This window comes from Pseudomonas sp. Pseu.R1 (genome assembly GCF_045764065.1).
GTDB lineage: Bacteria > Pseudomonadota > Gammaproteobacteria > Pseudomonadales > Pseudomonadaceae > Aquipseudomonas.
The window spans coordinates 2,989,292-3,012,114 of sequence record NZ_JBJGEE020000001.1 but is presented as its reverse complement, the minus strand read 5'-3'; the positions used below and the strand labels follow the sequence as shown (position 1 = coordinate 3,012,114).

At 58.0% G+C, this 22,823-nt stretch carries 19 protein-coding genes; 4 read left to right on the top strand and 15 right to left on the bottom strand.

The window, feature by feature from the left end; translation table 11 throughout:
- Positions 1-368 precede the first annotated feature (368 nt).
- From rpoD to rpsU, 3 genes are all read right to left on the bottom strand, one after another.
- Positions 369-2,216 carry an RNA polymerase sigma factor RpoD gene (rpoD, locus tag ACI5GA_RS13990; RefSeq protein ID WP_421423018.1) on the bottom strand — a complete coding sequence of 616 codons (1,848 nt, stop codon included), beginning with the start codon at positions 2,214-2,216 and terminating at the stop codon, positions 369-371.
- 67 nt (positions 2,217-2,283) lie between these two features.
- Entirely contained in the window at positions 2,284-4,254 is a 1,971-nt protein-coding gene (gene dnaG / locus ACI5GA_RS13985; protein ID WP_421423017.1) for a DNA primase, read from the bottom strand.
- 246 nt (positions 4,255-4,500) lie between these two features.
- Positions 4,501-4,716 (bottom strand): 30S ribosomal protein S21, encoded by a 216-nt coding sequence (gene rpsU, locus ACI5GA_RS13980; RefSeq protein WP_108239945.1) that lies wholly within the window; start codon positions 4,714-4,716, stop codon positions 4,501-4,503.
- 195 nt (positions 4,717-4,911) lie between these two features.
- Here rpsU and tsaD point away from each other — a divergent pair, with 195 nt between their 5' ends.
- Positions 4,912-5,937, top strand: coding sequence for a tRNA (adenosine(37)-N6)-threonylcarbamoyltransferase complex transferase subunit TsaD (gene tsaD, locus ACI5GA_RS13975; protein WP_421425479.1), 1,026 nt, complete (start codon positions 4,912-4,914; stop codon positions 5,935-5,937).
- Positions 5,938-5,992: 55 nt separating this feature from the next.
- Here tsaD and plsY read toward each other — a convergent pair whose 3' ends face one another.
- A complete protein-coding gene (gene plsY, locus ACI5GA_RS13970) occupies positions 5,993-6,562 on the bottom strand; it encodes a glycerol-3-phosphate 1-O-acyltransferase PlsY (RefSeq protein WP_404640215.1) in 570 nt (189 codons plus the stop codon).
- Between the two features lie 74 nt (positions 6,563-6,636).
- Between plsY and folB the strand changes: the two genes are divergently transcribed.
- Together folB and folK are read left to right on the top strand one after the other, a co-directional pair.
- Positions 6,637-6,990 (top strand): dihydroneopterin aldolase, encoded by a 354-nt coding sequence (folB, locus tag ACI5GA_RS13965; protein ID WP_404640213.1) that lies wholly within the window; start codon positions 6,637-6,639, stop codon positions 6,988-6,990.
- A complete protein-coding gene (gene folK / locus ACI5GA_RS13960) occupies positions 6,981-7,508 on the top strand; it encodes a 2-amino-4-hydroxy-6-hydroxymethyldihydropteridine diphosphokinase (RefSeq protein ID WP_404640211.1) in 528 nt (175 codons plus the stop codon). The genes folB and folK overlap by 10 nt, the downstream gene beginning before the upstream one ends.
- Positions 7,509-7,584: 76 nt before the next feature.
- Here folK and ACI5GA_RS13955 read toward each other — a convergent pair whose 3' ends face one another.
- The 11 genes from ACI5GA_RS13955 to ACI5GA_RS13905 form a co-directional block, all read right to left on the bottom strand.
- Positions 7,585-8,814, bottom strand: coding sequence for a multifunctional CCA addition/repair protein (locus ACI5GA_RS13955; protein ID WP_421423016.1), 1,230 nt, complete (start codon positions 8,812-8,814; stop codon positions 7,585-7,587).
- Positions 8,815-8,884: 70 nt separating this feature from the next.
- Positions 8,885-10,447, bottom strand: coding sequence for a SpoVR family protein (locus tag ACI5GA_RS13950; RefSeq protein ID WP_404640207.1), 1,563 nt, complete (start codon positions 10,445-10,447; stop codon positions 8,885-8,887).
- Complete coding sequence (locus tag ACI5GA_RS13945) at positions 10,444-11,715, bottom strand: YeaH/YhbH family protein (RefSeq protein WP_404640205.1); 1,272 nt, start codon at positions 11,713-11,715, stop codon at positions 10,444-10,446. The genes ACI5GA_RS13950 and ACI5GA_RS13945 overlap by 4 nt, the downstream gene beginning before the upstream one ends.
- Before the next feature lie 115 nt (positions 11,716-11,830).
- On the bottom strand, positions 11,831-13,753 hold the full coding sequence (locus ACI5GA_RS13940; protein WP_404640203.1) for a PrkA family serine protein kinase: 1,923 nt from the start codon (positions 13,751-13,753) through the stop codon (positions 11,831-11,833).
- Between the two features lie 288 nt (positions 13,754-14,041).
- A complete protein-coding gene (gene glpE / locus ACI5GA_RS13935) occupies positions 14,042-14,362 on the bottom strand; it encodes a thiosulfate sulfurtransferase GlpE (protein WP_404640201.1) in 321 nt (106 codons plus the stop codon).
- 56 nt (positions 14,363-14,418) lie between these two features.
- On the bottom strand, positions 14,419-15,297 hold the full coding sequence (locus tag ACI5GA_RS13930; protein ID WP_404640199.1) for a symmetrical bis(5'-nucleosyl)-tetraphosphatase: 879 nt from the start codon (positions 15,295-15,297) through the stop codon (positions 14,419-14,421).
- Positions 15,297-15,677: a Co2+/Mg2+ efflux protein ApaG gene (gene apaG, locus ACI5GA_RS13925; RefSeq protein WP_421423015.1), complete on the bottom strand. Its 381-nt coding sequence runs from the start codon at positions 15,675-15,677 to the stop codon at positions 15,297-15,299. The genes ACI5GA_RS13930 and apaG overlap by 1 nt, the downstream gene beginning before the upstream one ends.
- A gap of 118 nt (positions 15,678-15,795) precedes the next feature.
- Positions 15,796-16,602, bottom strand: a complete 807-nt coding sequence (gene rsmA, locus ACI5GA_RS13920) for a 16S rRNA (adenine(1518)-N(6)/adenine(1519)-N(6))-dimethyltransferase RsmA (protein WP_421423014.1) — start codon at positions 16,600-16,602, stop codon at positions 15,796-15,798.
- Complete coding sequence (gene pdxA, locus ACI5GA_RS13915) at positions 16,603-17,592, bottom strand: 4-hydroxythreonine-4-phosphate dehydrogenase PdxA (protein ID WP_404640193.1); 990 nt, start codon at positions 17,590-17,592, stop codon at positions 16,603-16,605.
- Positions 17,589-18,911 carry a peptidylprolyl isomerase gene (locus ACI5GA_RS13910; protein ID WP_404640191.1) on the bottom strand — a complete coding sequence of 441 codons (1,323 nt, stop codon included), beginning with the start codon at positions 18,909-18,911 and terminating at the stop codon, positions 17,589-17,591. Before ACI5GA_RS13910 ends, pdxA begins: the two co-directional genes overlap by 4 nt.
- Positions 18,892-21,675 (bottom strand): LPS-assembly protein LptD, encoded by a 2,784-nt coding sequence (locus ACI5GA_RS13905; protein WP_421423012.1) that lies wholly within the window; start codon positions 21,673-21,675, stop codon positions 18,892-18,894. The genes ACI5GA_RS13910 and ACI5GA_RS13905 overlap by 20 nt, the downstream gene beginning before the upstream one ends.
- Positions 21,676-21,803: 128 nt before the next feature.
- Between ACI5GA_RS13905 and ACI5GA_RS13900 the strand changes: the two genes are divergently transcribed.
- On the top strand, positions 21,804-22,817 hold the full coding sequence (locus ACI5GA_RS13900; protein WP_404640187.1) for an aminoglycoside phosphotransferase family protein: 1,014 nt from the start codon (positions 21,804-21,806) through the stop codon (positions 22,815-22,817).
- Positions 22,818-22,823: the final 6 nt, after the last annotated feature.

Below are 22,823 nucleotides of genomic sequence, written 5' to 3'. Positions count from 1 at the left end.
CGCCAGGGCTTCATGAAGGCGATCATCAATGCTCGAAAGTCCGTCACCCACGGTATCCGGGTGCGAACCGGTCTCGCTGATGCGTTCGATGTCAGGCGACGCAGCGTCCTTACTCTGCATTGTTTCCCTGTGCACGCCCTGCCAGGACAGCGCTCCCTGAGAAGGCGCCGGAGTGTCAGCAAGCGCCGACCCCGTCAAGCACAAGAAAACAATGGCTGGCATCCAAAACATGGCAGCCTCAGTCGTTTCAGTGTTGAGATTGAGTCGAGTGTAGCTGGGCTGAGGGGCAGTGGCACAGTGCCGAAATCTTATTCCCTTAAAATGCAAAACCCCCGGCAGTGCCGGGGGTTCTGGGTAACGCGGATCGCTTACTCGTCCAGGAATGAACGCAAATGTTCGCTCCGGGTCGGGTGGCGCAGCTTGCGCAGTGCCTTGGCTTCGATTTGACGGATACGTTCACGGGTGACGTCGAACTGCTTACCGACTTCCTCAAGGGTGTGGTCGGTGTTCATGTCGATACCGAAACGCATGCGCAAAACCTTGGCTTCTCTGGCGGTCAGGCCGGACAGCACTTCGCGTGTCGCTTCCTTCAGGCTCTCAACGGTGGCGACATCGATTGGCGACTGCATGGTCGAGTCTTCGATGAAGTCACCCAGATGCGAGTCTTCGTCGTCACCGATCGGGGTTTCCATGGAGATCGGCTCTTTGGCGATCTTCAATACCTTGCGGATTTTGTCCTCAGGCATTTCCATGCGCTCGCCCAACTCTTCCGGCGTCGGTTCGCGACCCATTTCCTGCAACATCTGGCGGGAAATGCGGTTGAGCTTGTTGATCGTCTCGATCATGTGCACCGGAATACGGATGGTGCGGGCCTGGTCAGCGATCGAGCGAGTAATTGCCTGACGAATCCACCACGTGGCGTAAGTCGAGAACTTGTAGCCGCGACGGTATTCGAACTTGTCCACCGCCTTCATCAAACCGATGTTGCCTTCCTGAATCAGATCCAGGAACTGCAAGCCGCGGTTGGTGTACTTCTTGGCGATCGAGATCACCAGACGCAGGTTGGCCTCAACCATCTCTTTCTTCGCGCGGCGGGCCTTGGCCTCACCGATCGACATGCGACGGTTGATGTCCTTGATTTCCAGCACGCTCAAGCCGGTTTCTTCTTCCAGCGCGGTCAGCTTCTGCTGGCAACGCTGAATGTCGGCTTGAAGGCGGCCAATGGCTTCGGCGTATTTTGTCTTGCCCTTGGCCAGTGCTTCAGTCCAGCTCTGGTCGACTTCGTTGCCCGGGAACTGGCGCAGGAAGTCAGCGCGCGGCATGCGTGCATCACGGACGCACAATTGCATGATGGCGCGTTCTTGCGCGCGCAGACGCTCCAGAGCACTGCGTACTGTTTCAACCAGGTTCTCGAATTGCTTGGGAACCAGCTTGATCGGCATGAACAGGTCAGCCAGAACCAGCAGTTCCTCGTTGGCCTGTTTGCTGCCGCGACCGTGCTTCTTCAGCGCCTTGAGGGTGATCTCCATCTGCTCGGAGACGGCACCGAAACGCTGGGCAGCAACAACAGGATCCGGCCCGCTTTCGGTTTCTTCCTCGTCGTCGCCGTCGCTTTCTTCGTCTTCTTCGTCGTCCGACTCATCGGCCTTGTCGGCTTTCTGATCCATCGGCATTGGCGCTTCCGAAGGTGGCGCAATGCCGTCGTCCGGGTCGATGTAGCCACTCAGAACGTCGGACAGGCGTCCGCCTTCGCTGGTAACGCGATCGTATTCGGACAGGATGTGCTCGACGGTGCCCGGGAAGTGGGCGATAGCGCCCATCACTTCGCGGATGCCTTCCTCGATGCGTTTGGCGATTTCGATTTCGCCTTCACGAGTCAGCAGCTCAACCGTACCCATTTCGCGCATATACATGCGCACAGGGTCGGTGGTGCGACCGATATCGGTCTCCACCGCTGCCAGCGCGGCGGCTGCTTCTTCCGCAGCGGCCTCGTCGGTATCGGCGTCGGCCAGCATAAGGGCGTCCGCATCCGGAGCACTCTCGTGTACGGGAATCCCCATGTCGTTAATCATGCGGATGATGTCTTCCACCTGCTCCGGATCTGAAATATCCTCGGGCAGGTGGTCGTTGACCTCGGCGTAAGTCAGATACTTCTGCTCACGGCCCAGTTTGATCAACTCAATGATACGAGACTGCTGTTGCGCTTTTCCGGACATAACACCCTATCCACTGAAGGTCTTGGCGGGCAAAAAACAAGCCGAGGATTATACCCGAGCTAGGACCTCACGCGCCAGTTGAGGTCGGGGTTTGTGCAGGAAGATTGCGATTTAACAGGCTGAGCAGCCGAACTTTTTCATCGGCGTTCAATCCTGTCTGCCTTTCCTTCCTGATCAATTCATCCAGGTGGCGCTCGCGTTGGCGAGCGGACAACCTAGTTATAGTGTCGAAAAACTGTTGTTCAAGGTTGTCGGCCGCGATCAGCCATTCCTTTTCCGCCAGTTGTCGTAATAATTTTCCCTGATCGGTTCCATGCCATCGAGCGATGAGTTGCATGGGTTTCAGCTTTGGGTTTTTTTGCATGGCTTCGATCAGGGCCACCAAAAGCTGAGATGTGCTGTGTTCTTCGTCGGCGAACGTGCTCGCATTGGCCACTTTTGCCGAAAGGTCAGGATGATGAAGCAGTGTCCTGAGTGCAGTCAGGATTGGCGCTTCAACGCCTATCGGGACCCAGCGTGGTTCAAAATCCGACCGTTTGCCGTTCTTGTCCCACTTTTTGCCTTTGTCCCAAGGCTTGTTTTCCCATTTCTTTTTCTGGCCGCCACTGCTTGGCGTTTGTGGTGCCCATTCCTGCTGTGGTTCGTAAGCGTCGTGTGGCTGGTAGTCGCCATAATCGGGCACTGAATCGTAATCGAAGCCCGGATCGTAAGGCGGTGGCGCCTCGGCAGGGGCTGATTGCACCAACTGGTTTACCGTCGCCGTATCCAGCCCGGTTATTTCCTTGAGTCGCCGACGCATCAATTCGCGCAGATTGGCGCCTGGCACTTTTTCGATCAGTGGCGCAGCCAGGGTGACCATGTGCGCCTTGCCTTCCAGAGAGCGCGGATCCGCTTCCTTGGTCAGTTGCTCGAAAAAATAATCGGCCAGTGGCTGCGCATGTTGGTTGATTCTCGCCTTGAACGCGTCTGTGCCTTCGGCTCGAACCAGCGTATCCGGGTCTTCACCCTCCGGCAGAAATAGAAAGCGTGCCCGTCGGCCGTCTTGCAGGCTGGAAAGGGTGGCTTCCAGTGCTCGCCAAGCGGCGTTTCGCCCCGCCTGGTCGCCGTCGAAGCAGAACAGCACGTTCGGGACGATGCGATACAGGCGTTTCAAGTGTTCTTCGCTGGTTGCGGTACCCAGCGTGGCGACGGCATTGCGCAGGCCCTGTTGGGCGAGGGCGATGACGTCCATGTAACCTTCGACAACGATGATTTCGTCGAGGTTGCGATTATGTTTGCGCGCCTCGAACAGGCCGTAGAGTTCCTGGCCCTTGTGAAATACCGGCGTCTCCGGAGAGTTCAGGTATTTCGGTTTGTCGTCACCCAACACGCGGCCGCCAAAGGCGATGACTCGGCCTCGCGTATCGCGGATGGGAAACATGACCCTGTCGCGGAAGCGATCGTAGCGCTTGCCGGTTTCGGCATTTTCAATCAGCAGACCAGCGTCGATCATTGCCTTTTGCTGAAGCGTGTCGCTGCTCAAATGCTTGTAGAGATTGTCCCAGCCGGGCGGAGCGAACCCCAGTCCGAAATCACGGGCAATCTCGCCTGACAGGCCACGGCCTTTCAGGTAATCCACTGCAGCTTTGCGTGTCGGATGGCTTTTCAGCGCAGCACGGTAAAAATCGGCAGCGGCGGTCAATAAAGGGTAAAGCGGCGAATCTGTGGGCTGTCTTGGCTTTTGACCTCTGACGCCCTGTTCGCGGGGTACTTCCATGCCCGCGGCTTTGGCCAGTTCCTCGACGGCCTGGGGAAAGTCCAGATTGTCGTGGTCCATGATGAAGCCGAGGGCGTTGCCGCCTGCGCCACAACCAAAGCAGTAATAGAACTGTTTGTCCGGGCTGACACTGAAGGACGGCGTCTTTTCCTTGTGGAAAGGACAGCAGGCGCTGAAGTTCTTCCCGGTTTTCTTGAGCTGGACGCGTGAGCTGACAACATCGACGATGTCGGTGCGGTTCAGGAGGTCGTCAATAAAACCTTGGGGAATCAATCCAGCCATGGCGTTCTCATCATCAGGCGCCCCGCCAGAAAGATCGTGGAGAATCCAAAGCGTAACGACGGTTGCCTGGTCAGTGTAGACCGGTCAGCGTAGCCTGGTTCAGGCTGGAAGAATTTGACTGGGCTTGTCGTGATTACGTCGAGGACGCTGAAAGCCTTTGTCTGTGCTGCGTGGGGCTAAATCTATAACTGCCGACAGCCCGGCTTTGAGGCCGGGCAAGGCAGAAGCTTGCGACAGACGTCTGTATTAGTACAGACGAACGGCGCGGCGCTGTTCGCGCTGAACTTTCTTGGCGTGACGCTTAACAGCAGCAGCTGCTTTACGCTTACGCTCGGAAGTTGGCTTCTCGTAAAATTCGCGGCTACGAACTTCGGCCAGAGTGCCGGCTTTCTCGCAGGAGCGCTTGAAACGACGCAGAGCTACGTCGAAGGGTTCATTCTCTTTAACTTTGACGGCTGGCATCCAGAGCTACCTTCATTCATTACCGGGGTCGACGCCTCGCACAACGCTTGTACTGAGTACGCCGGTTTTAAGGGTTGCGGATGTTAACCCCTCGGCGAGAGGAATGCAAAGCCTCTGATCGAAAAGCACTGGTCGCAGGCATGAGCGGCGACTATCATGCGCGCCTTCGAAATCAGCGTCCACAAGGCGTACCCCATGTTAGTACTGGGTTTGGAAACCTCCTGCGACGAGACCGGCGTAGCGTTGTACGACAGTGAACGCGGTCTGCTCGCCGATGCATTGTTCAGCCAGATCGACCTGCACCGGGTCTATGGTGGCGTGGTGCCTGAGCTTGCCTCTCGTGATCACGTAAAACGCATGCTGCCCTTGATTCGTCAGGTGTTGGCCGAGGCCGACTGTGCCGCGACCGAGATCGATGCGATTGCCTACACCGCAGGCCCTGGGCTGGTCGGCGCCTTGCTGGTTGGGGCCTCCTGCGCCCAGGCACTGGCATTCGCCTGGGACATTCCGGCACTGGGGGTTCATCACATGGAAGGCCACCTGCTGGCCCCCATGCTGGAGGCGCAACCGCCTGAGTTTCCGTTCGTCGCTTTGTTGGTGTCGGGCGGTCACACGCAACTGGTGCGTGTCGATGGCATCGGCCTTTACGAACTGCTGGGCGAGACGCTGGATGACGCCGCCGGCGAGGCTTTCGACAAAACGGCCAAGATGATGGGCCTGAATTACCCCGGAGGCCCCGAAATTTCGCGTCTTGCACTAAAGGGCACCCCAGGGCGCTTTTCGTTTCCACGACCCATGACCGATCGTCCGGGTCTGACTTTCAGTTTCAGCGGTCTGAAAACCTCCGCGCTGAACACGTGGCAGCAATGTCAAAGCGCTAGGGACGACGGCGAGCAAACCCGTTGCGACATCGCGCTGGCCTTCCAGGATGCGGTGGTGGAGACTCTGACCATCAAGTGCAAACGCGCGCTGAAACAGACGGGCCTCAAACGTCTGGTGATTGCGGGGGGCGTGAGTGCGAACAAGGCGCTGCGTCAATCGCTGGAAGAGATGCTGCGCGGTATGGGGGGGAACGTTTTCTACGCCCGTCCGGAATTCTGTACCGATAATGGCGCGATGATCGCGTTTGCCGGATGCCAGCGTTTGCAGGCCGGTCAGAAGGAAGACCTGAGCATCAGTGTTCGGGCCCGCTGGCCGATGGAGCAATTGCCGGGGTTGTAACGTCCGGATGAGATAGAAGAAAAAGGCTCGTATGAGCCTTTTTCATATTCTGGTTTCAGAAATGCCGTTCGCGCCCGGCAAAGAGGTCGCGTAGATTGCCACGATGGCGCCAGACGATCAGCAGGGTCAGAACGCTCATGGGCAACAGCGCGTGAGGTTGCTGCCAGGCGAGTAGCGGCAGGGTCAGCGGCGTGGCAATCAGCGAAGCCAGCGAGCTGGTGCGGGTGAGGTAGAACGTCAGCAGCCATGCGGCAATTGCCAGCAGGGCGGCGGGGGGATACAGGCCGAGTAACATGCCGGCTGCCGTCGCCACGCCCTTGCCACCACGAAAGCGGAAGTACAGTGGAAACAGGTGACCGAGTACCGCGCAAAGCCCGATCCAGGCTTGGCCTCTGGCGTCGAGCCCGGCCCAGGCGGCGATCAGCACGGGAATCAATCCTTTGCAGACATCGCCGATCAGGGTCAGGATAGCGAGCTTCTTGCCTGCCAGACGCAACATGTTGGTCGCGCCCGCGTTGCCCGAGCCACTGTCGCGCGGGTCCGGGCTGCCGTTCAGGCGGCTGAGCAGGATGGCGAAGGACAGCGAGCCGAGCAGGTAGGCGAGGATCGCCAGTAACCAAAACATGCTAACCATTCCGGGCGGGGATGCCCTGATTCTAACGGCGCATTGCGCCCTTGTCGTGCAGCGGAGAGAAAGGCTTGGACAGAGTTTTCATTGAGGGTCTGGAGGTCGATACGGTGATCGGCGCCTATGACTGGGAGCGTGGCATTCGCCAGGTTCTGCGTCTGGACCTGAGTTTTGCCTGGGACAACCGCCCCGCAGCGGCGGGCGACGATCTGAGCAAGGCCCTCGATTACGCCAGTGTGTCTGCACGCATTCAGGCCTTTGCCGACGTCTCTCAATTCCAACTGGTGGAGACCTTCGCTGAGCGGTTGGCAGAGGTATTGATGAGCGAATTCAATATTCCCTGGCTGCATTTGAAATTGACCAAGCCAGGGGCCGTAGCAGCGGCCAAGGGCGTGGGTGTGGAGATCGAGCGCGGATGCCGCTGACACGGGTTTTTCTCGGCCTGGGCAGTAATATCGATCGGCACCGTCACCTGTGTGCCGGGCTTGATGCATTGGCAGGCATTTTGACGGACATGTCGTGCTCTGCGGTGTTCGAGAGCCATCCTGTCGGGATCAAGAGCGGGCCGTTCATCAATCTGGTGGTGTCGGCGCTGACCGATCTGCCGCTGATCGAGCTGGATCGCCGCTTGAAGTTCATCGAGGCGGATAACGGTCGTTACGCGCCTGATCGTAAAGGTCTGCCGCTGGATATCGACGTGCTGCTGTATGGCGAGCACGTGGGGAACTTCGATGGTCTTGTTCTGCCGCGCGCTGAAATCCTGAAAAACGCCTTCGTGCTGTGGCCACTTTCTTTGATTGCGCCGGAAAAGGTGCATCCGGAGACGGGGCTTACGTTTGCCCGGCAGTGGGAAATTGCTCAGATCGAACAGCAGTTGTGGCCAGTGGCGTTTGAGTGGCGGGGGCAGCAGTTGACCCCGGATTCAATCTTGTCTGCGGTCTAATCAGCACCGCATATCTCTCGTGGGAGCGAATGAATTCGCTCCCACAGAGGTCAGATGGCCTCCAGCGAAACCTCGGTCACGCCTGAGATGCCGCCTTGTAGAACGTCAGCGTATCCAGACGTTCACGCTTCAACGCCTCGCCCAACTCTTGCCCTTGATAACCCTTGTCCAGTAGCGGTTGAATCGCCACTTGCCTGGCCGCTTCCGCTGCGCCGCGCAGGTACTCGGCCTGTGGATAACTGCGATCCTCAAAGCCTTTGCGGCCACGGGCGTCCATTTCGCAGGCAATGATGAACTCTTCGAACCGCTGAGGACGGCGGTACACGTCGAAGCTTTGCAACAGGTCCAGAAGGGTCGATGGCTTCAGTTCCAAAGCGCGATGACCATGGGTGTGGTACTGGCCGACCAACAGCGCCAGTTCCTGACACTCTTTCGGCACTTTGAAGCGCAGGTTCACAGCCTTGATCGCTTTCAGTCCCTTCTGTTCATGAGCAATGTGTCGTGGCCAGTCCTCCTGCGGGGTCAGCCCCTTGCCAAGATCATGGAGCAGGCACGCCCAGCGCACGCTAAGTGGCTGGTGATGCAGCGCAGACTGATGCAACACGCTCAGCACATGCACGCCAGTATCGATTTCAGGGTGATGGGCTTCTGGCTGAGGGATGCCGAACAGGGTGTCTATTTCGGGCATGAGCACGTTGAGCGCGCCACAGTCCCGCAGCACCTGAATGAATACCTGAGGCTCCGGCTCCATCAATGCGCGAGAGATTTCCTTCCAACTGCGCTCGGGTGTCAGGGCTTCGAGCTCGCCTGACGCGCTGAGCTCACGCATCAATTCCAGCGTCTCGGGGGCAATGGTGAAACCGTCAGGTGCATAGCGAGCGGCGAAGCGGGCAACCCGCAACACACGCAGTGGATCTTCGGCGAAAGCGGGGGAAACGTGGCGCAAGATGCGTGCTTCGAGATCGCGTTGACCGTGGTACGGATCGGTGAGGTGGCCGTCCTTGTCTTCGGCCATTGCGTTGATCGTCAGGTCGCGCCGAATGAGATCTTCTTCGAGCGTGACGTCGGGGTCGGTGTGGAACACAAAGCCGCCATAGCCTCGGCCGTTCTTGCGTTCGGTGCGCGCCAGCGCATATTCCTCACCCGTGAGCGGGTGGAGGAAAACCGGAAAATCCGTCCCCACCGGGCGATAACCCTTGATCAGCATTTCGTCGGTCGTCGCGCCGACAACCACCCAGTCCGTGTCCGAGACCGGTTTGCCAAGCAGGCGATCGCGAACGGCTCCGCCAACTTTATAGATCTGCATAAAAAACCTCCGTAAGCGCGACAGGATAAACCTTACGTCGCTCTTGCGGAGGTGCAAACCGCTTTATCTTCTAAAGGTGAACGACGGCCAAGTCGAGCCGGGGATATTCACTGTCGGCGTGATCGCCTCTCGGTGGGACGTGATGGGTTTTCATGACCTGGTCGCCTTGCAGTGTTTCCAGATGAATATCGAAACCCCACAGACGGTGCAGGTGTTTGAGCACTTCTTCGGTCGAGTCGCCCAGTGGCTTGCGGTCGTGTTGTTGATGGCGCAGGGTCAGCGAGCGATCGCCACGGCGGTCAATGCTGTAGATCTGCACATTGGGTTCGCGATTACCCAGGTTGTACTGAGCAGCGAGGGTTTCTCTGATCGTTCTGTAGCCTGATTCGTCATGAATGGCGGGAACGAGCAGATCGTCTTTCTGATCGTCATCCAGAATGCTGAACAGTTTCAGGTCGCGAATGACCTTGGGCGACAGGTATTGAAGGATGAAGCTTTCATCCTTGAAGCTGCTCATCGCGAACTTCACGGCGGTCAGCCAATCGGTGCCTGCAAGGTCGGGGAACCAGCGACGGTCTTCTTCGGTGGGGTGCTCGCACATCCGCCGAATGTCCTGATACATGGCGAAGCCCAGCGTATAGGGGTTGATGCCGCTGTAATAAGGGCTGTCAAAACCGGGCTGGAACACCACGCTGGTGTGGGATTGCAGGAATTCCATCATGAACCCGTCTGTGACCAGACCTTCGTCGTACAGGTCATTCATCAGGGTGTAATGCCAGAAGGTTGCCCATCCCTCGTTCATCACCTGCGTCTGGCGTTGCGGATAGAAATACTGGGCAATCTTGCGCACGATGCGCACCACTTCACGCTGCCATGGCTCCAGCAACGGCGCGTGTTTCTCGATGAAATAGAGGATGTTCTCCTGCGGTTCGGCCGGGAAGCGCGCGTTGTCCTCCTTGTCGTTCTTGCTCGCGCTTTTCGGGATGGTGCGCCACAGGTCGTTGATCTGCTTCTGTAGGTGCTCTTCCCGATCCTTCATGCGCCGACGTTCTTCTTCTGCCGAGATCGGATAGGGGCGTTTGTAACGGTCCACACCGTAATTCATCAGCGCATGGCAGGAGTCGAGCAAGTCCTCCACGGCGTCGATGCCATGGCGCTCCTCGCACTGCATGATGTACTGCTTGGCGAACACCAGGTAATCAATGATTGAGCTAGCGTCGGTCCAGGTGCGGAACAGGTAATTACCTTTGAAGAAGCTGTTGTGGCCATAGCAGGCATGAGCCACGACCAGTGCCTGCATGCAGATGGTGTTTTCTTCCATCAGATAGGCGATGCACGGATCGGAGTTGATGACGATCTCGTACGCCAGACCCATCTGCCCTCGCGAGTAGGACTTTTCCGTACTGAGGAAGTGTTTGCCGTAGGACCAATGGTGATAGCCCAGCGGCATGCCGACTGACGCATAGGCGTCCATCATCTGCTCGGCGGTGATCACCTCGATCTGATTGGGATAGGTGTCCAGTGCGTACCGTTCGGCAATGCGGCTGATCTCCCGGTCATAGGCCTGGATCAGTTCGAACGTCCACTCTGAACCCGTGGAAAGGGGTTGGCGTTTCTGTTCTCTACCGGTCATGTCACTAACCTGCGCTGGAAGAGTTCACGGAATACCGGGTAGATGTCCCCGGCGGAGACCAACTGTTGCTGCGCGAAGGTGTCAGCGAAGGCTTCACCGATGCGCTCATATTCGAACCACAGCGCCTGATGTTCGCGCGGGGTAATTTCGACGTAAGTGTAGTACTGCACGAACGGCATGATCTGTTTGATCAAAATGTCTCGGCAGATTGGCGAGTCATCGTTCCAGTTATCGCCGTCCGAGGCTTGCGCTGCGTAAATGTTCCACTCGTTGGTGGGATAGCGCTCGGCCATTATTTCCTGCATCAGTTTCAGCGCACTGGAAACGATAGTGCCCCCGGTTTCCCGAGAATAGAAAAACTCTTCTTCGTCGACCTCGCGGGCGCTGGTGTGATGGCGGATGAACACGACCTCGATCTTGTCGTAGTTACGCTTCAGGAACAGGTACAGCAGGATGAAAAAGCGCTTGGCGATGTCCTTGGTCGCCTGGGTCATAGAACCCGACACGTCCATCAGACAGAACATGACCGCCTTGGAACTTGGGTTGGGCTGTTTGACCAGCAAGTTGTATTTGAGGTCGAAGGTGTCGAGATAGGGCACGCGCTTGATGCGTGCGCGCAACCGTTCGACTTCAGTTTCCAGCTCCTGAATATCACCAAAATTGTCAGGTTCTTCGCGTTTCATGCGCTCAAGTTCGGCGAGCGCTTCCTTGAGTTTGGCGCGGCTGCTGCCGGACAGGGCGATGCGTCGTGCGTGTGCCGAGCGCAATGTGCGAATGATGTTGATGCGCGACGGGTTGCCTTCGTTGCTGATCCCTGCGCGTACGGTTTTGAAGGTGTCGGTACCGGTCAGGTTGCGTTTGACCAGGTTGGGCAGTTCGAGGTCTTCGAACATGAATTCGAGGAACTCTTCCTGGGTGATCTGGAACACGAACTCATCCATGCCTTCGCCGGAGTTGCTCGCTTTGCCAGCGCCTTTGCCACCGCCGCCGCCTTGAGGCCGGGCGATGTGTTCGCCAGTGGTGAACTCCTTATTACCGGGGTGGACGACTGTCTGTTTGCCGCCACGCCCATGATGCAGAACCGGTTCGTCGATATCTCGCCCCGGAATGCTGATTTGTTCGCCGTGTTCCATGTCAGTGATAGAGCGACGACTGACCGCTTCTTCCACTGCTTTCTTGATGTGATCACGGTAACGCCGCAGAAAGCGCTGACGATTTACCGTGCTCTTGTTCTTGCCATTGAGACGTCGGTCGATCACATAGCTCATAAGCCCTCCGGGCAGCTACAAGGTAAAAACAGCCACAAGCTGCAAGCTGATCTGGCCGGACATCAGGCGCCGCTCCGTTCAGCTTGCCGCTTGAAGCTTGTAGCTCACAGCTGTGTTATTGGGACTTACGCACGCGCAGGTACCACTCGGAGAGCAGCCGTACCTGTTTGTCGGTGTAGCCCCGCTCGACCATCCGGGTAACGAAGTCGTTGTGCTTCTGTTGGTCCTCTTTGCTGGCTTTGGCGTTGAAACTGATCACCGGCAGCAGGTCTTCGGTGTTAGAGAACATTTTCTTCTCGATCACCACCCGCAGCTTCTCGTAGCCAAGCCAGGTCGGGTTTTTGCCGTTGTTGTTGGCGCGGGCACGCAGCACGAAGTTCACGATTTCGTTGCGGAAATCCTTCGGATTGCTGATGCCGGCCGGTTTTTCGATCTTTTCCAGTTCCTCGTTGAGCGCAACGCGATTAAGGATCTCGCCGGTTTCCGGATCGCGGTACTCCTGATCCTGAATCCAGAAATCCGCGTACAGCACATAGCGGTCGAAGATGTTTTGACCATATTCGCTGTAGGACTCCAGATAAGCCGTCTGGATCTCCTTGCCGATGAACTCGATGTAGCGCGGCGCCAGGTATTCCTTGATGAAGCGCAGGTAGCGCTCACGGGTTTCGGCCTGGAACTGCTCCTGCTCGATTTGCTGCTCAAGCACGTACAGCAGATGAACCGGGTTCGCGGCGACTTCGTGCGGGTCGAAGTTGAAGACCTTCGACAGAATCTTGAACGCAAAACGGGTCGACAGGCCGTTCATGCCTTCGTCGACACCCGCCGCATCGCGGTACTCCTGAATCGACTTGGCTTTCGGATCGGTGTCCTTGAGGTTTTCCCCGTCGTACACCCGCATCTTGGAATAGATGTTCGAGTTTTCCGGTTCTTTGAGGCGTGACAAAACAGTGAACTGCGCCAGCATTTTCAGCGTGTCGGGCGCGCAATGGGCCTTGGACAGCGAACTGTTGAACAGCAGCTTGTCGTAAATCTTGATTTCGTCGCTGACGCGCAAGCAATACGGCACCTTCACGATGTAAATGCGGTCGATGAACGCTTCGTTGTTCTTGTTGTTGCGGAAGCTGTGCCATTCCGATTCGTTGGAGTGGGCCAGCAGAATACCGGTGAAGGGGATCGCGCCCAGGCCTTCGGTACTGTTGTAGTTACCTTCCTGAGTGGCCGTGAGCAGTGGGTGCAAGACCTTGATCGGCGCCTTGAACATCTCCACGAATTCCATCAGGCCCTGGTTGGCCCGGCACAGCGCGCCCGAGTAGCTGTAAGCGTCGGCGTCGTTCTGTGGGTATTCCTCAAGTTTGCGAATATCGACTTTACCGACCAGTGCCGAGATGTCCTGGTTATTCTCGTCACCCGGTTCGGTTTTGGCCACGGCGATCTGATTAAGGATCGACGGATACAGCTTCACCACCTTGAACTGGCTGATGTCGCCCCCGAACTCAGCCAGACGTTTGGTCGCCCAGGGCGACATGATGGTGTTCAGATACCGGCGCGGGATGCCGTAGTCCTCTTCGAGGATCGCCCCGTCTTCGGAAGGTTTGAACAGGCCCAAGGGCGATTCGAAAACCGGCGAGCCCTTGATGGCGTAGAAAGGTATTTTTTCGACAAGCTGTTTGAGTTTTTCAGCCAGAGACGATTTACCACCGCCTACCGGGCCGAGCAGATAAAGGATCTGTTTCTTCTCTTCCAGACCTTGGGCCGCATGGCGGAAGTACGAGACGATTTGCTCGATGCAGTCCTCCATGCCGTGGAAATCCTCGAACGCCGGATAGCGCCGGATCACCTTGTTGGAGAAGATTCTGGACAGCCTGGAGTTGGTCGACGTGTCGAACAGCTCAGGCTCGCCAATGGCCATCAGAAGACGTTCTGCGGCTGAGGCGTATGCACTGCGATCGGTTTTGCAGAGCTCCAAGTACTCCTGTAGCGAGAGCTCTTCCTGGCGGGTCGATTCAAAGCGTTGTTGGAAGTGGCTAAAAATACTCATGACGTCACCTCGCTCGATACGTGGAGCCGGCGGCGGATCGTCAGTCGATGCTGGATGACGGCTGATCAGTCAGTCGCCATTTACCCCCCAAACACCATAAAAGTAGCTACCGATGACCCACGCGCCGGTGTACCGGCTCTCCCCTGATTCGGATGGCCTGAGGACAAGGATAGTTCGGATTCGCACACAGAAAGAAGGAAGGCGTGTGAATGTGAGGCAACCGTTCGTCAGTTGGATGCGCGAAGCCGCGTAGGACGCGGGCTTGCGCTCGGAAAAAATATTTTTCGATCAGCCTTGCGCGGTTTCGCTCGGAAACGTGGTTTTCCAAAGCTCGAAACCGCCATCCATGCTGTAGACCTCAGAGAAGCCCTGCCCTACAAGATAGGCCGCCGCGCTCTGACTTGAGTTGCCGTGATAGCAGACGACGACGAGTGGTTTGTCCAGATCGGCATTGCGGATGAAATCGGCGACCGAATGGTTGTCCAGGTGGTGCGAGTCAGGGATGTGATTACTGGCGAACGTCTGCGCGTCGCGGACATCGACCAGCACGGCGCCTTTTTCACGCAAGGCATGGGCCTGCTCCGGCGGAATGCGTTTGAAGTCGGTCATGGCATTGGGCTCCTGGGCCAGTGGGTTCTCGACCCGTCGAGAACGAAAAAGGGATTTTAGCGCGGGGATGCGGTCGAGTGCTCGGTCGCTTGGGCGGGGGATGCTGTCGCGATGTTGCCTCGGTCGTCGCACTTGCAGCGGATCATTTCCCGTGTGTCGACATTGAGCATCGACATCGCGCCGCCCCACACACAACCGGTGTCCAGGGCGTAGACGCCAGGTTCGTCGCAGCGGCCTTCAAGGGCTGCCCAATGGCCGAAAATGATGTTCAGGCCTTTGGTCTTGCGATCCTTGTGGCTGAACCAGGGGGCGTATCCAGCAGGTGCGCTGTCCAGGCCTTCCTTGCTCTTGAGGTCGAGCTTGCCGTCGCTGGTGCAGAAGCGCATGCGGGTGAAGTAATTGGTGATCACGCGCAGCCGGGTGACGCCCGTCAGGTCTTTGTCCCATTTGGCCGGTTCGTTGCCATACATGCCATCGAGGAACGGCTCGAAGCGGTTGTCGTCACGCAAGGCTTCCTCGACTTCTTGCGCGCAACGCAGCGCTTTTTTCAGGCTCCATTGGGGCGGAATGCCCGCGTGAACCAGCGCGATATCGCGCTCGGCGTCGTAATGCATGAGCTTCTGCTGGCGCAGCCAGTCGAGCAGGTCGTTGGCGTCGGGCGCTTCGAGGATCTCTCGCAGCGTGTCGCCTTTTTTGAGGCGTTCGATGTTGCGCCCCGCTGCGAGCAGGTGCAGGTCGTGATTGCCCAGTACGCAGACGACAGCGTCACGCATGCTGTAGAGAAAACGCAGGGTTTCCAGCGATTGCGGGCCACGGTTGATCAGGTCACCCACCAGCCACAGCTTGTCGTTGACGGGGTCGAACGCTACTCGTTCGAGCAGGCACTTCAGCGGTTCAAGGCAACCTTGCAGATCTCCGACTGCGTAAACCGCCATCAGTGAAGCGCCCCTGGCACCGCCAGACGGAACGGCGCAATGATGGCATCAAAGTGGGTGCCGTCGTCCGCGAGCATCTGGTAGCTGCCCTGCATGTTGCCGACTTTGGTGTTCATGACCGTGCCGCTGCTGTAGGTGTGGCTTTGCCCGGGCTGAATCAATGGCTGCTGACCCACGACGCCTTCGCCGCGCACTTCTTCGACATTGCCGTCGCCATCGGTAATCACCCAGTGCCGCGAGAGCAGTTTGGCCGGTAGCTCGCCGTTGTTGTGTACCGTGATGGTGTACGCGAAAGCGAAGCGGTTTTGCTCAGGCTGTGATTGTTCTGCGAGAAAGCGGGTCACGACGCTGACGTCGACCTGGTAACGAGGATCAGACATGCAAAAGGCCTTGGAAGCTGGGGCGGAAAAAGCCGGAAAAGCCCGGAGATGAAAGAGTCTAGGACATGTCGCAGGTAAAAGACCAATAGCGGTTCTGACCGGACATGTCCTGAGTGCATCAGCTTGCGACAGATTTATCCGCAAGCTTGTCGGCCAGACGTACGAAAGCGGCCAAGTCCAGTTGCTCAGGGCGTAGGCTGCCGTCCACGCCTGCGTCAGCGATTTCGTCGCTGGTCAGCAGCGCTTTGAGCGTGTTGCGCAAGGTCTTGCGGCGCTGGTTGAAGGCTTCGCGCACGATGCGCTCCAGTACGCGATGATCCTTGGCCGGATGCGGCAGGGTCTCGTGCGGTACAAGGCGCACGATCGCCGAATCGACTTTCGGCGGCGGATTGAACGCGCCAGGCCCAACGTTGAACAAGTGCTCCACGCGGCAGTGGTACTGAACCATGATCGACAGACGGCCCCAGTCGCCACCGCCCGGACCGGCAGCAAGACGCTCGACGACTTCTTTTTGCAGCATGAAGTGCATGTCGCGAATCAGATGCGCGCTATCGAGCAGGTGGAAGATCAGCGGTGTAGAAATGTTGTAGGGCAGGTTGCCGACCACGCGCAGTGTATTGGGCGCTGCGTTCAGGGTGTTGAAGTCGTACTTCAGGGCATCGCCCTGGTGCAGGTTAAAGTTCGGCAAATGGCTGAACTGGCCCATCAGGATCGGCACCAGGTCCTTGTCCAGTTCGACGACGTCCAGCTTGGCGCCGCTGCTCAACAGACCTTCGGTCAACGCACCCTGACCCGGGCCGATTTCCAGCATGCGATCGTCGGCCCTGGCGCGGATGGAGCGCAGGATTTTGTCGATCACGCCCGCGTCATGCAGGAAGTTCTGGCCGAAGCGCTTGCGCGCCTTGTGTTGGTATTGCTCAGTCATTTACGTACGGGTCTCGGCCATCTGATAGGCGTTTTCCAGAGCGACCTTGAGGCTGCCGGTGTCGATTTTTCCGCTGCCCGCCAGATCCAGCGCGGTGCCGTGATCGACAGACGTACGGATGATCGGCAGACCCAGTGTGATGTTGACCGCCGCGCCGAAGCCTTTGTACTTCAGCACGGGCAGGCCCTGGTCGTGGTACATCGCCAGCACTGCATCGCAGTGCTCCAGATATTTTGGGGTAAACAGAGTGTCGGCGGGCAACGGGCCGCGTAGATCTAGGCCGTCGTTGCGCAGACGCTCCAGAGTGGGTTCGATGATGTCGATCTCTTCGCGGCCCAAATGACCGCCTTCTCCCGCGTGCGGATTCAGTCCGCAGACCAGAATGCGCGGCTGGGCGATGCCGAACTTGTTGACCAGATCGGCGTGAAGAATACGTGTAACGCGCTCCAGTCGTTCAGGGGTGATGGCGTCGGCGATGTCGCGCAGTGGCAGGTGAGTGGTCACCAGCGCCACACGCAAATCGCCTGTGGCAAGCATCATCACCACTTGTTCGGTTCGAGTCAGTTCAGCCAGAAACTCGGTATGGCCTGAAAACGCGATGCCGCTCTCGTTGATCACGCCCTTGTGAACGGGCGCTGTGATCATTCCGGCAAAATCGCCGTTCATGCAGCCTAGACCCGCACGGGTCAGGGTTTCGAGCACAAACGGGCCGTTCGCTGTGTTCAATTGCCCGGCAACCACGGGCGCTTGAAGAGCGGTATCCCAGACATACAGGCTGTCAGCCGGTGCTGGGGCGTCAGGCCATGCGTCCGGCGTGACGGGAATCAGTCGAACAGCCACGCCCAGTTGCGCGGCCCGCTCGTTGAGCAGGTCGCAACTGGTGATGGCAATCAGGGGGTAGGGCTGGGATTGCGCGGCGAGCAGCAGGCAAAGGTCAGGACCAATGCCGGCGGGCTCGCCGGGTGTCAGCGCGAAGCGCCGGGGCTTCACTTGGCAGCCTGGTCAGCGCCAGGCAGCTTGATTTCAACGTAGGCTTCGTCGCGTATCTGGCGCAGCCAGGTTTGCAGCTCTTCGTCGTATTTGCGGTTGCGCAGCACGGTCATGGCCTGCTGTTCGCGAGCCTGGGTGGTGCTGTCGGTAGCGCGGCGGCCCAGAACTTCCAGAACATGCCAGCCAAACTGAGTCTGGAACGGTTTGGACACCACGCCTTGTGGCGTTTCGTTCATCACGTCGCGGAATTCAGGGACCAGGTTGCGTGGGTCAACCCAGTTCATGTCGCCGCCATTGAGCGCCGAACCCGGGTCTTCCGAGAAGTTCTTCGCCAGTTCGGCGAAGTCTTCACCGTTCTGAATACGATCGTAGATGCGCTGAGCCAGCATTTTGGTCTCAGCTTCGCTACGGATCTCGCTTGGCTTGATCAGGATGTGACGGACATGAACTTCGTCGCGCATCTGGGTCTCTGTCTCGCCGCCGCGTTTTGCCAACAGCTTGAGAATGATGAAGCCACCCGGCGTGCGGGCTGGAGGCGTCACTTCGCCAGGGCTCATCGAGTTCAGCATGTCGCCGAACGGCGGAGGCAGTTGCGCGGCTTTACGCCAGCCCATGTCGCCGCCGTCCAGTGCGCTTTCACTGGCAGAAGAGGAAATGGCCAGTTGCTCGAAGTTCGCGCCTTGTTGCAGCTTGCCATAGATGTCTTTGGCCTTGGCCGCTGCTTCCTGGATCTGCGACGAAGTTGCGCTGTCCGGTGTAGGAATCAGGATGTTGGCCAAGTGGTACTCTTCGGAAAATTGCGCCTTGCCCAGATCCGAAGCCAGGAAGTTCTTCACTTCCTGTTCCGACACCTGGATGCGCTCGGCCACACGGCGCTGACGCACGCGGCTGATGATCATTTCACGACGAATCTGTTCGCGGGCGCTCTGGTACGACAGACCGTCGTGAGCCAGTGCGGCCTTGAACTGGTCGATGCTCATGTTGTTGCGCTGAGCAATGGTGCCAACGGCCTGGTTCAGTTCTTCATCGGTGATGCGAATGCCGGAACGTTCGCCGATCTGCAGTTGCAGGTTTTCCAGAATCAGACGATCCAGAACCTGAGACTCCAGCGCGCTGGCAGGCGGAACGCCTTGCCCGCGCTTGGCGATGGTCTGTTGAACTTCGCGGGTCCGCTGATCGAGCTGGCTTTTCATGACCACGTCGTTGTCGACGATGGCAACGACACTGTCGATGGGGCGCACTTCTGCGTGCACCACGGTACCGATGAGTAGAGCGCCCAGCATCAGCGGGCGCAGACAATCAGAAAGCTTGGTCTTCACGTTCACGATAACCTTGGATGCCTTTGTCGAGGAAGCTTTCAACTTTCTGGCCAACAACGCCGCCAAGCCCCTTCAACACGATTTGCAGGAAGATGCCGCGGTCGCCTTTTTCGTTCTGCGCGACCTCTTGAGTGGACTCGTCATAATCAACCCAGTAACGGTTGATCAGACGCAGCTTCCAGCAGCAGTTGTCATATTCAAAGCCGCCAAAGGCTTCGAGCGTGCGGCTACGGTTGTAGTCATATTGCCAGCGAGCAATGGCGCTCCACTGTGGTACGACCGGCCAGATGACCGAGAAGTCATGCTGTTCGATCTTGTAGTAGTCCTTGATGACCGAACCATCTGGCAGGACTGCGTCACCACCGCCCACGGTCCAGCGACCGGTGGTCTGGTCATAGCGAACCTGGTCGTTACGGTAGCGGTAACCGGCGTTGAACACTTTGCCCGGCTCGTCTTCAGGCTGGTAGTGGAACATCGCGCTGCCCGAGCGGGTGCTGCGGCTGTCCGGGTCCCAGTTGAAGGTCGAGTTGAGGCGCCAGTCGCGGTTGAAGCGGTATTCGTATTCAAGCGCGTAAGGCGACACGTCAGACTGTGCGTCTTTACGGTCCTGATAGCTGATGCCTGGCAGTTGAACCTTGCGATCTGCAAAATACAACGCTTGACCGATGCTGAAGCGCTGACGCTCGAAGCCGTTGTCTTCGATCCAGCGGTTGGTCACGCCCAGCGACAGTTTGTTCTCGTCGCCGATCCGGTCGGAGCCGACGAAACGGTTGTCGCGGAACAGCGAGGCGTAATCGAACGTGGTTTCACCCGAGTCGAAAATCGGGATGTCGGTCTGATCCTTGTAAGGCACGTACAGGTAGTAAGCCCGCGGTTCGAGCGTCTGGCGATAGTTTGTGCCGAACCAGTTGGTGTTGCGATCGAAGTACAGGCCGCTGTCGATGCTGGCGATCGGTATGGAACGGTCTACGCCGCTGTCGAACTTCTCGCCGTCAAGCAAAGTAGCCTTGCCTTTGCTATCCAGATCCAAGTCGTACTTGGTGTACTGGTACTTCAGCTTCGGTGTGATGTAACCGTAGGAGGCGGTCAACGGCAGGCTGATGGATGGCGCAAGATTCAGGCGGTTACCGTTGGCACGCGCCAGGCCGGCGATGTTCTCGTCCAGTCGGGTTTCGGGAATGTCGTCCTCGTTCGTGTAAGTGCCGGTACGCAAATCACGATCAAAACGAACCAGCTCAGTGTCATAACCGAACTTCAGACCACCCGGGTTGTAGGGCAATACGCCGTTCAGGGTCAGCTGTGGCAGACGGCCGTATGGCGTGATCTGAGTCACTGTCGTCAGTTGATACTGCTGGACATTGAGCATCGCGTTATAGCTGTCGCCGCGATAGAACAATGCGCCCTGTTGGTTCAGGAAGTCATGCTGACTGACGCCTTCCTGGCCGCTCTTCAGATCCTTGAAGTAGTAAGGATCACTGACCTTGGTGTAATCGACCTTGGACGTCAGGCGTGAATCCAGCCCGCTGCGATCCTGCCAGTTGATCATCCAGCGCGTGTCCTTGTAATCGGACTGGTCCTTGCGATCATCGTTGTCGTCGTTCAGGTAAGCCGCACCGAACTGACCTTCGCTGCTCTTGGTCAGGTAACGGAACTCGCCTTCCAGCAACAGACCACGTTTGGCCATGTAGGTCGGGTACAACGTGGCGTCGTAGTTCGGCGCCAGGTTGAAGTAGTACGGGGTGAGCAACGAGAAGCCAGTGTCGCTGCTGGCACCGATGGTCGGTGGCAGGAAGCCGGACTGGCGACGGTCGTCGATCGGGAAATAGATGTACGGCGTGTAGAGGATCGGAATGTCCTTCACGCGCAGGGTGGCGTTGGTCGCCGTACCGAAACCGGTGGCCGGGTTCAGGGTGATGTTGTTGCCCTTCACCGTCCAGGCGTTGCTGCTCGGTTCGCACGTGGTGTACGTACCGTCCTTCAGGCGGATGATGGCGTTTTCTGCACGACGCGCGTACAGCGCATTACCGCGCACGTTGGATTTGTGCAGCACGTATTCGGCGTTGTCGACTTTCGCCTCGCCGGTGTCCAGCTGGATCTCGGCGTGGTCGCCGACGATCAGGGCGCCGTTGTCACGCAGACGGACATCGCCGTTCAGCTCGCCACGGTTTTCGGCCTGGTGCAAACTCGCTTCGTCGGCCTCGACCTGCATCGAACCCTGACGCATGACGACATCACCGGCCAGGCTGGCGATCTGTTCGTCCTGTTGATAGCGCGAAGCCTTGGCACCGATGAAGGTCGGCGCGTCGCTCTTGGCGGTCTTGTCGTCCATGCCAGGGCGAATCGGCTCGATGTAGGCACCGGAGCAATAAGGGCCGGTCTCTGCCAACTGGGCAGCGGTCAGCTTCTCGCGAGGCACCCAGTCCAGGTGGCTGTAGTCGGCGCTGCGCGATTTCAGGCCACGGCCCTTGGCTTCGGTGACCAGCATCGTCTTGGGCACGACCTCACCGCTTTCGGTGGTCGTCGTCGACTCCGTCGTCGCCGTGCTGCTGTTGGACGACACGCTGTTGGCGTCGTGCACAGGGCGCGGAGGCAACTGGGCAGTATTGGTTTTCGGGGAGCAATCCCAGGAACCCGTTGCCGACGCCGCACAGTCGAACTGTTCAGCCGCAAACACGAACTGGGTGGCCAGAGGTTGCATCGCCAGCAAACTGCCGGTTACCAGCAACGGAAATTTTTTACGAAACGCGGGGGATTTCAATGCCATCTTATTAGTCCGGGCTTCCTGCGCGCCATCTGCCCGCGGGGGGCCGCACGCCTCTCGATGGGCTGAAAAAGATGTCGGATAATAAAGCATGACCCGCTTGACGGCTAGCGCCGTCGGAGACCCTTGTAATGCAAGATCAAGATGTACGTCTGCAACACCTGAAAGTCTGGCTCGATGAGCAGTTGCCAAAATTGTTCGCAGCCCAGGGCTGGGGCGCGATTCCCCCGGCCACATTGACCGCGGCCAGCAGTGACGCGAGTTTCCGTCGGTATTTTCGTTGGGAAGGTGAGGGCCGAACTTTTATCGTGATGGATGCGCCACCCCCTCAGGAAAACTGCAAACCGTTCGTGGACATTGCTCATTTATTAAGCAAGTCGGGTATTAATGTTCCGAAAATTTATGCCGAAGACCTGACTCAAGGCTTTCTTCTGCTCAATGATCTGGGTCGAAAAACGTATCTCGACGTGATTGATGAGCAAAATGCCGATCAACTGTTCGCAGATGCCATTGATGCGTTACTGGCCTATCAGCAATTGCCGATGGATACGCCATTGCCCAGCTACGACGTCGCCCTGTTGCGTCGCGAACTTGAGCTGTTTCCCGAGTGGTACGTGAAGCGCCATTTGGGTATCGAGTTTGACGCCTCGCAGCAAGCGAGTTGGCAGCGTGTCAGTGATGTGTTGATCGAGAGTGCCTTGGCGCAACCCAAGGTTCTGGTGCATCGCGACTATATGCCGCGCAATCTGATGGTCAGCGAGCCGAACCCTGGTGTACTGGATTTTCAGGATGCGGTTTATGGCCCGGTGACGTATGACATCACGTGCCTGTTCAAGGACGCCTTCCTGAGCTGGCCGGAAGAGCGTGTCGTCGGTTGGTTGAAGGCGTACTGGGAACGTGCCGCGGCTGTCGGAATTCCGGTGCAGGATGACTTCGAGGAGTTTCGTCGTGCCAGTGACCTGATGGGCGTGCAGCGGCATTTGAAGGTCATTGGTATCTTTGCGCGTATTTGCCATCGTGACGGCAAGCCGCGTTATGTCGCCGATGTCCCGCGCTTCTTCTCTTATATAGAGGCGGTCCTGGCGCGCCGGCCTGAGCTGGTTGAATTGAGCCATTTGTTGATCAGCCTCGCCCAGCCAAAATAAAAGCCA

Excerpts from the sequence above, each read along its gene's own strand:
- rpoD (WP_421423018.1), bottom strand. The coding sequence starts at position 2,216 with ATGTCCGGAAAAGCGCAACAGCAGTCTCGTATCATTGAGTTGATCAAA.
- dnaG (WP_421423017.1), bottom strand. The coding sequence starts at position 4,254 with ATGGCTGGATTGATTCCCCAAGGTTTTATTGACGACCTCCTGAACCGC.
- rpsU (WP_108239945.1), bottom strand. The coding sequence starts at position 4,716 with ATGCCAGCCGTCAAAGTTAAAGAGAATGAACCCTTCGACGTAGCTCTG.
- tsaD (WP_421425479.1), top strand. The coding sequence starts at position 4,912 with ATGTTAGTACTGGGTTTGGAAACCTCCTGCGACGAGACCGGCGTAGCG.
- plsY (WP_404640215.1), bottom strand. The coding sequence starts at position 6,562 with ATGTTTTGGTTACTGGCGATCCTCGCCTACCTGCTCGGCTCGCTGTCC.
- folK (WP_404640211.1), top strand. The coding sequence starts at position 6,981 with ATGCCGCTGACACGGGTTTTTCTCGGCCTGGGCAGTAATATCGATCGG.
- ACI5GA_RS13955 (WP_421423016.1), bottom strand. The coding sequence starts at position 8,814 with ATGCAGATCTATAAAGTTGGCGGAGCCGTTCGCGATCGCCTGCTTGGC.
- ACI5GA_RS13950 (WP_404640207.1), bottom strand. The coding sequence starts at position 10,447 with ATGACCGGTAGAGAACAGAAACGCCAACCCCTTTCCACGGGTTCAGAG.
- ACI5GA_RS13945 (WP_404640205.1), bottom strand. The coding sequence starts at position 11,715 with ATGAGCTATGTGATCGACCGACGTCTCAATGGCAAGAACAAGAGCACG.
- ACI5GA_RS13940 (WP_404640203.1), bottom strand. The coding sequence starts at position 13,753 with ATGAGTATTTTTAGCCACTTCCAACAACGCTTTGAATCGACCCGCCAG.
- glpE (WP_404640201.1), bottom strand. The coding sequence starts at position 14,362 with ATGACCGACTTCAAACGCATTCCGCCGGAGCAGGCCCATGCCTTGCGT.
- ACI5GA_RS13930 (WP_404640199.1), bottom strand. The coding sequence starts at position 15,297 with ATGGCGGTTTACGCAGTCGGAGATCTGCAAGGTTGCCTTGAACCGCTG.
- apaG (WP_421423015.1), bottom strand. The coding sequence starts at position 15,677 with ATGTCTGATCCTCGTTACCAGGTCGACGTCAGCGTCGTGACCCGCTTT.
- rsmA (WP_421423014.1), bottom strand. The coding sequence starts at position 16,602 with ATGACTGAGCAATACCAACACAAGGCGCGCAAGCGCTTCGGCCAGAAC.
- ACI5GA_RS13905 (WP_421423012.1), bottom strand. The coding sequence starts at position 21,675 with ATGGCATTGAAATCCCCCGCGTTTCGTAAAAAATTTCCGTTGCTGGTA.
- ACI5GA_RS13900 (WP_404640187.1), top strand. The coding sequence starts at position 21,804 with ATGCAAGATCAAGATGTACGTCTGCAACACCTGAAAGTCTGGCTCGAT.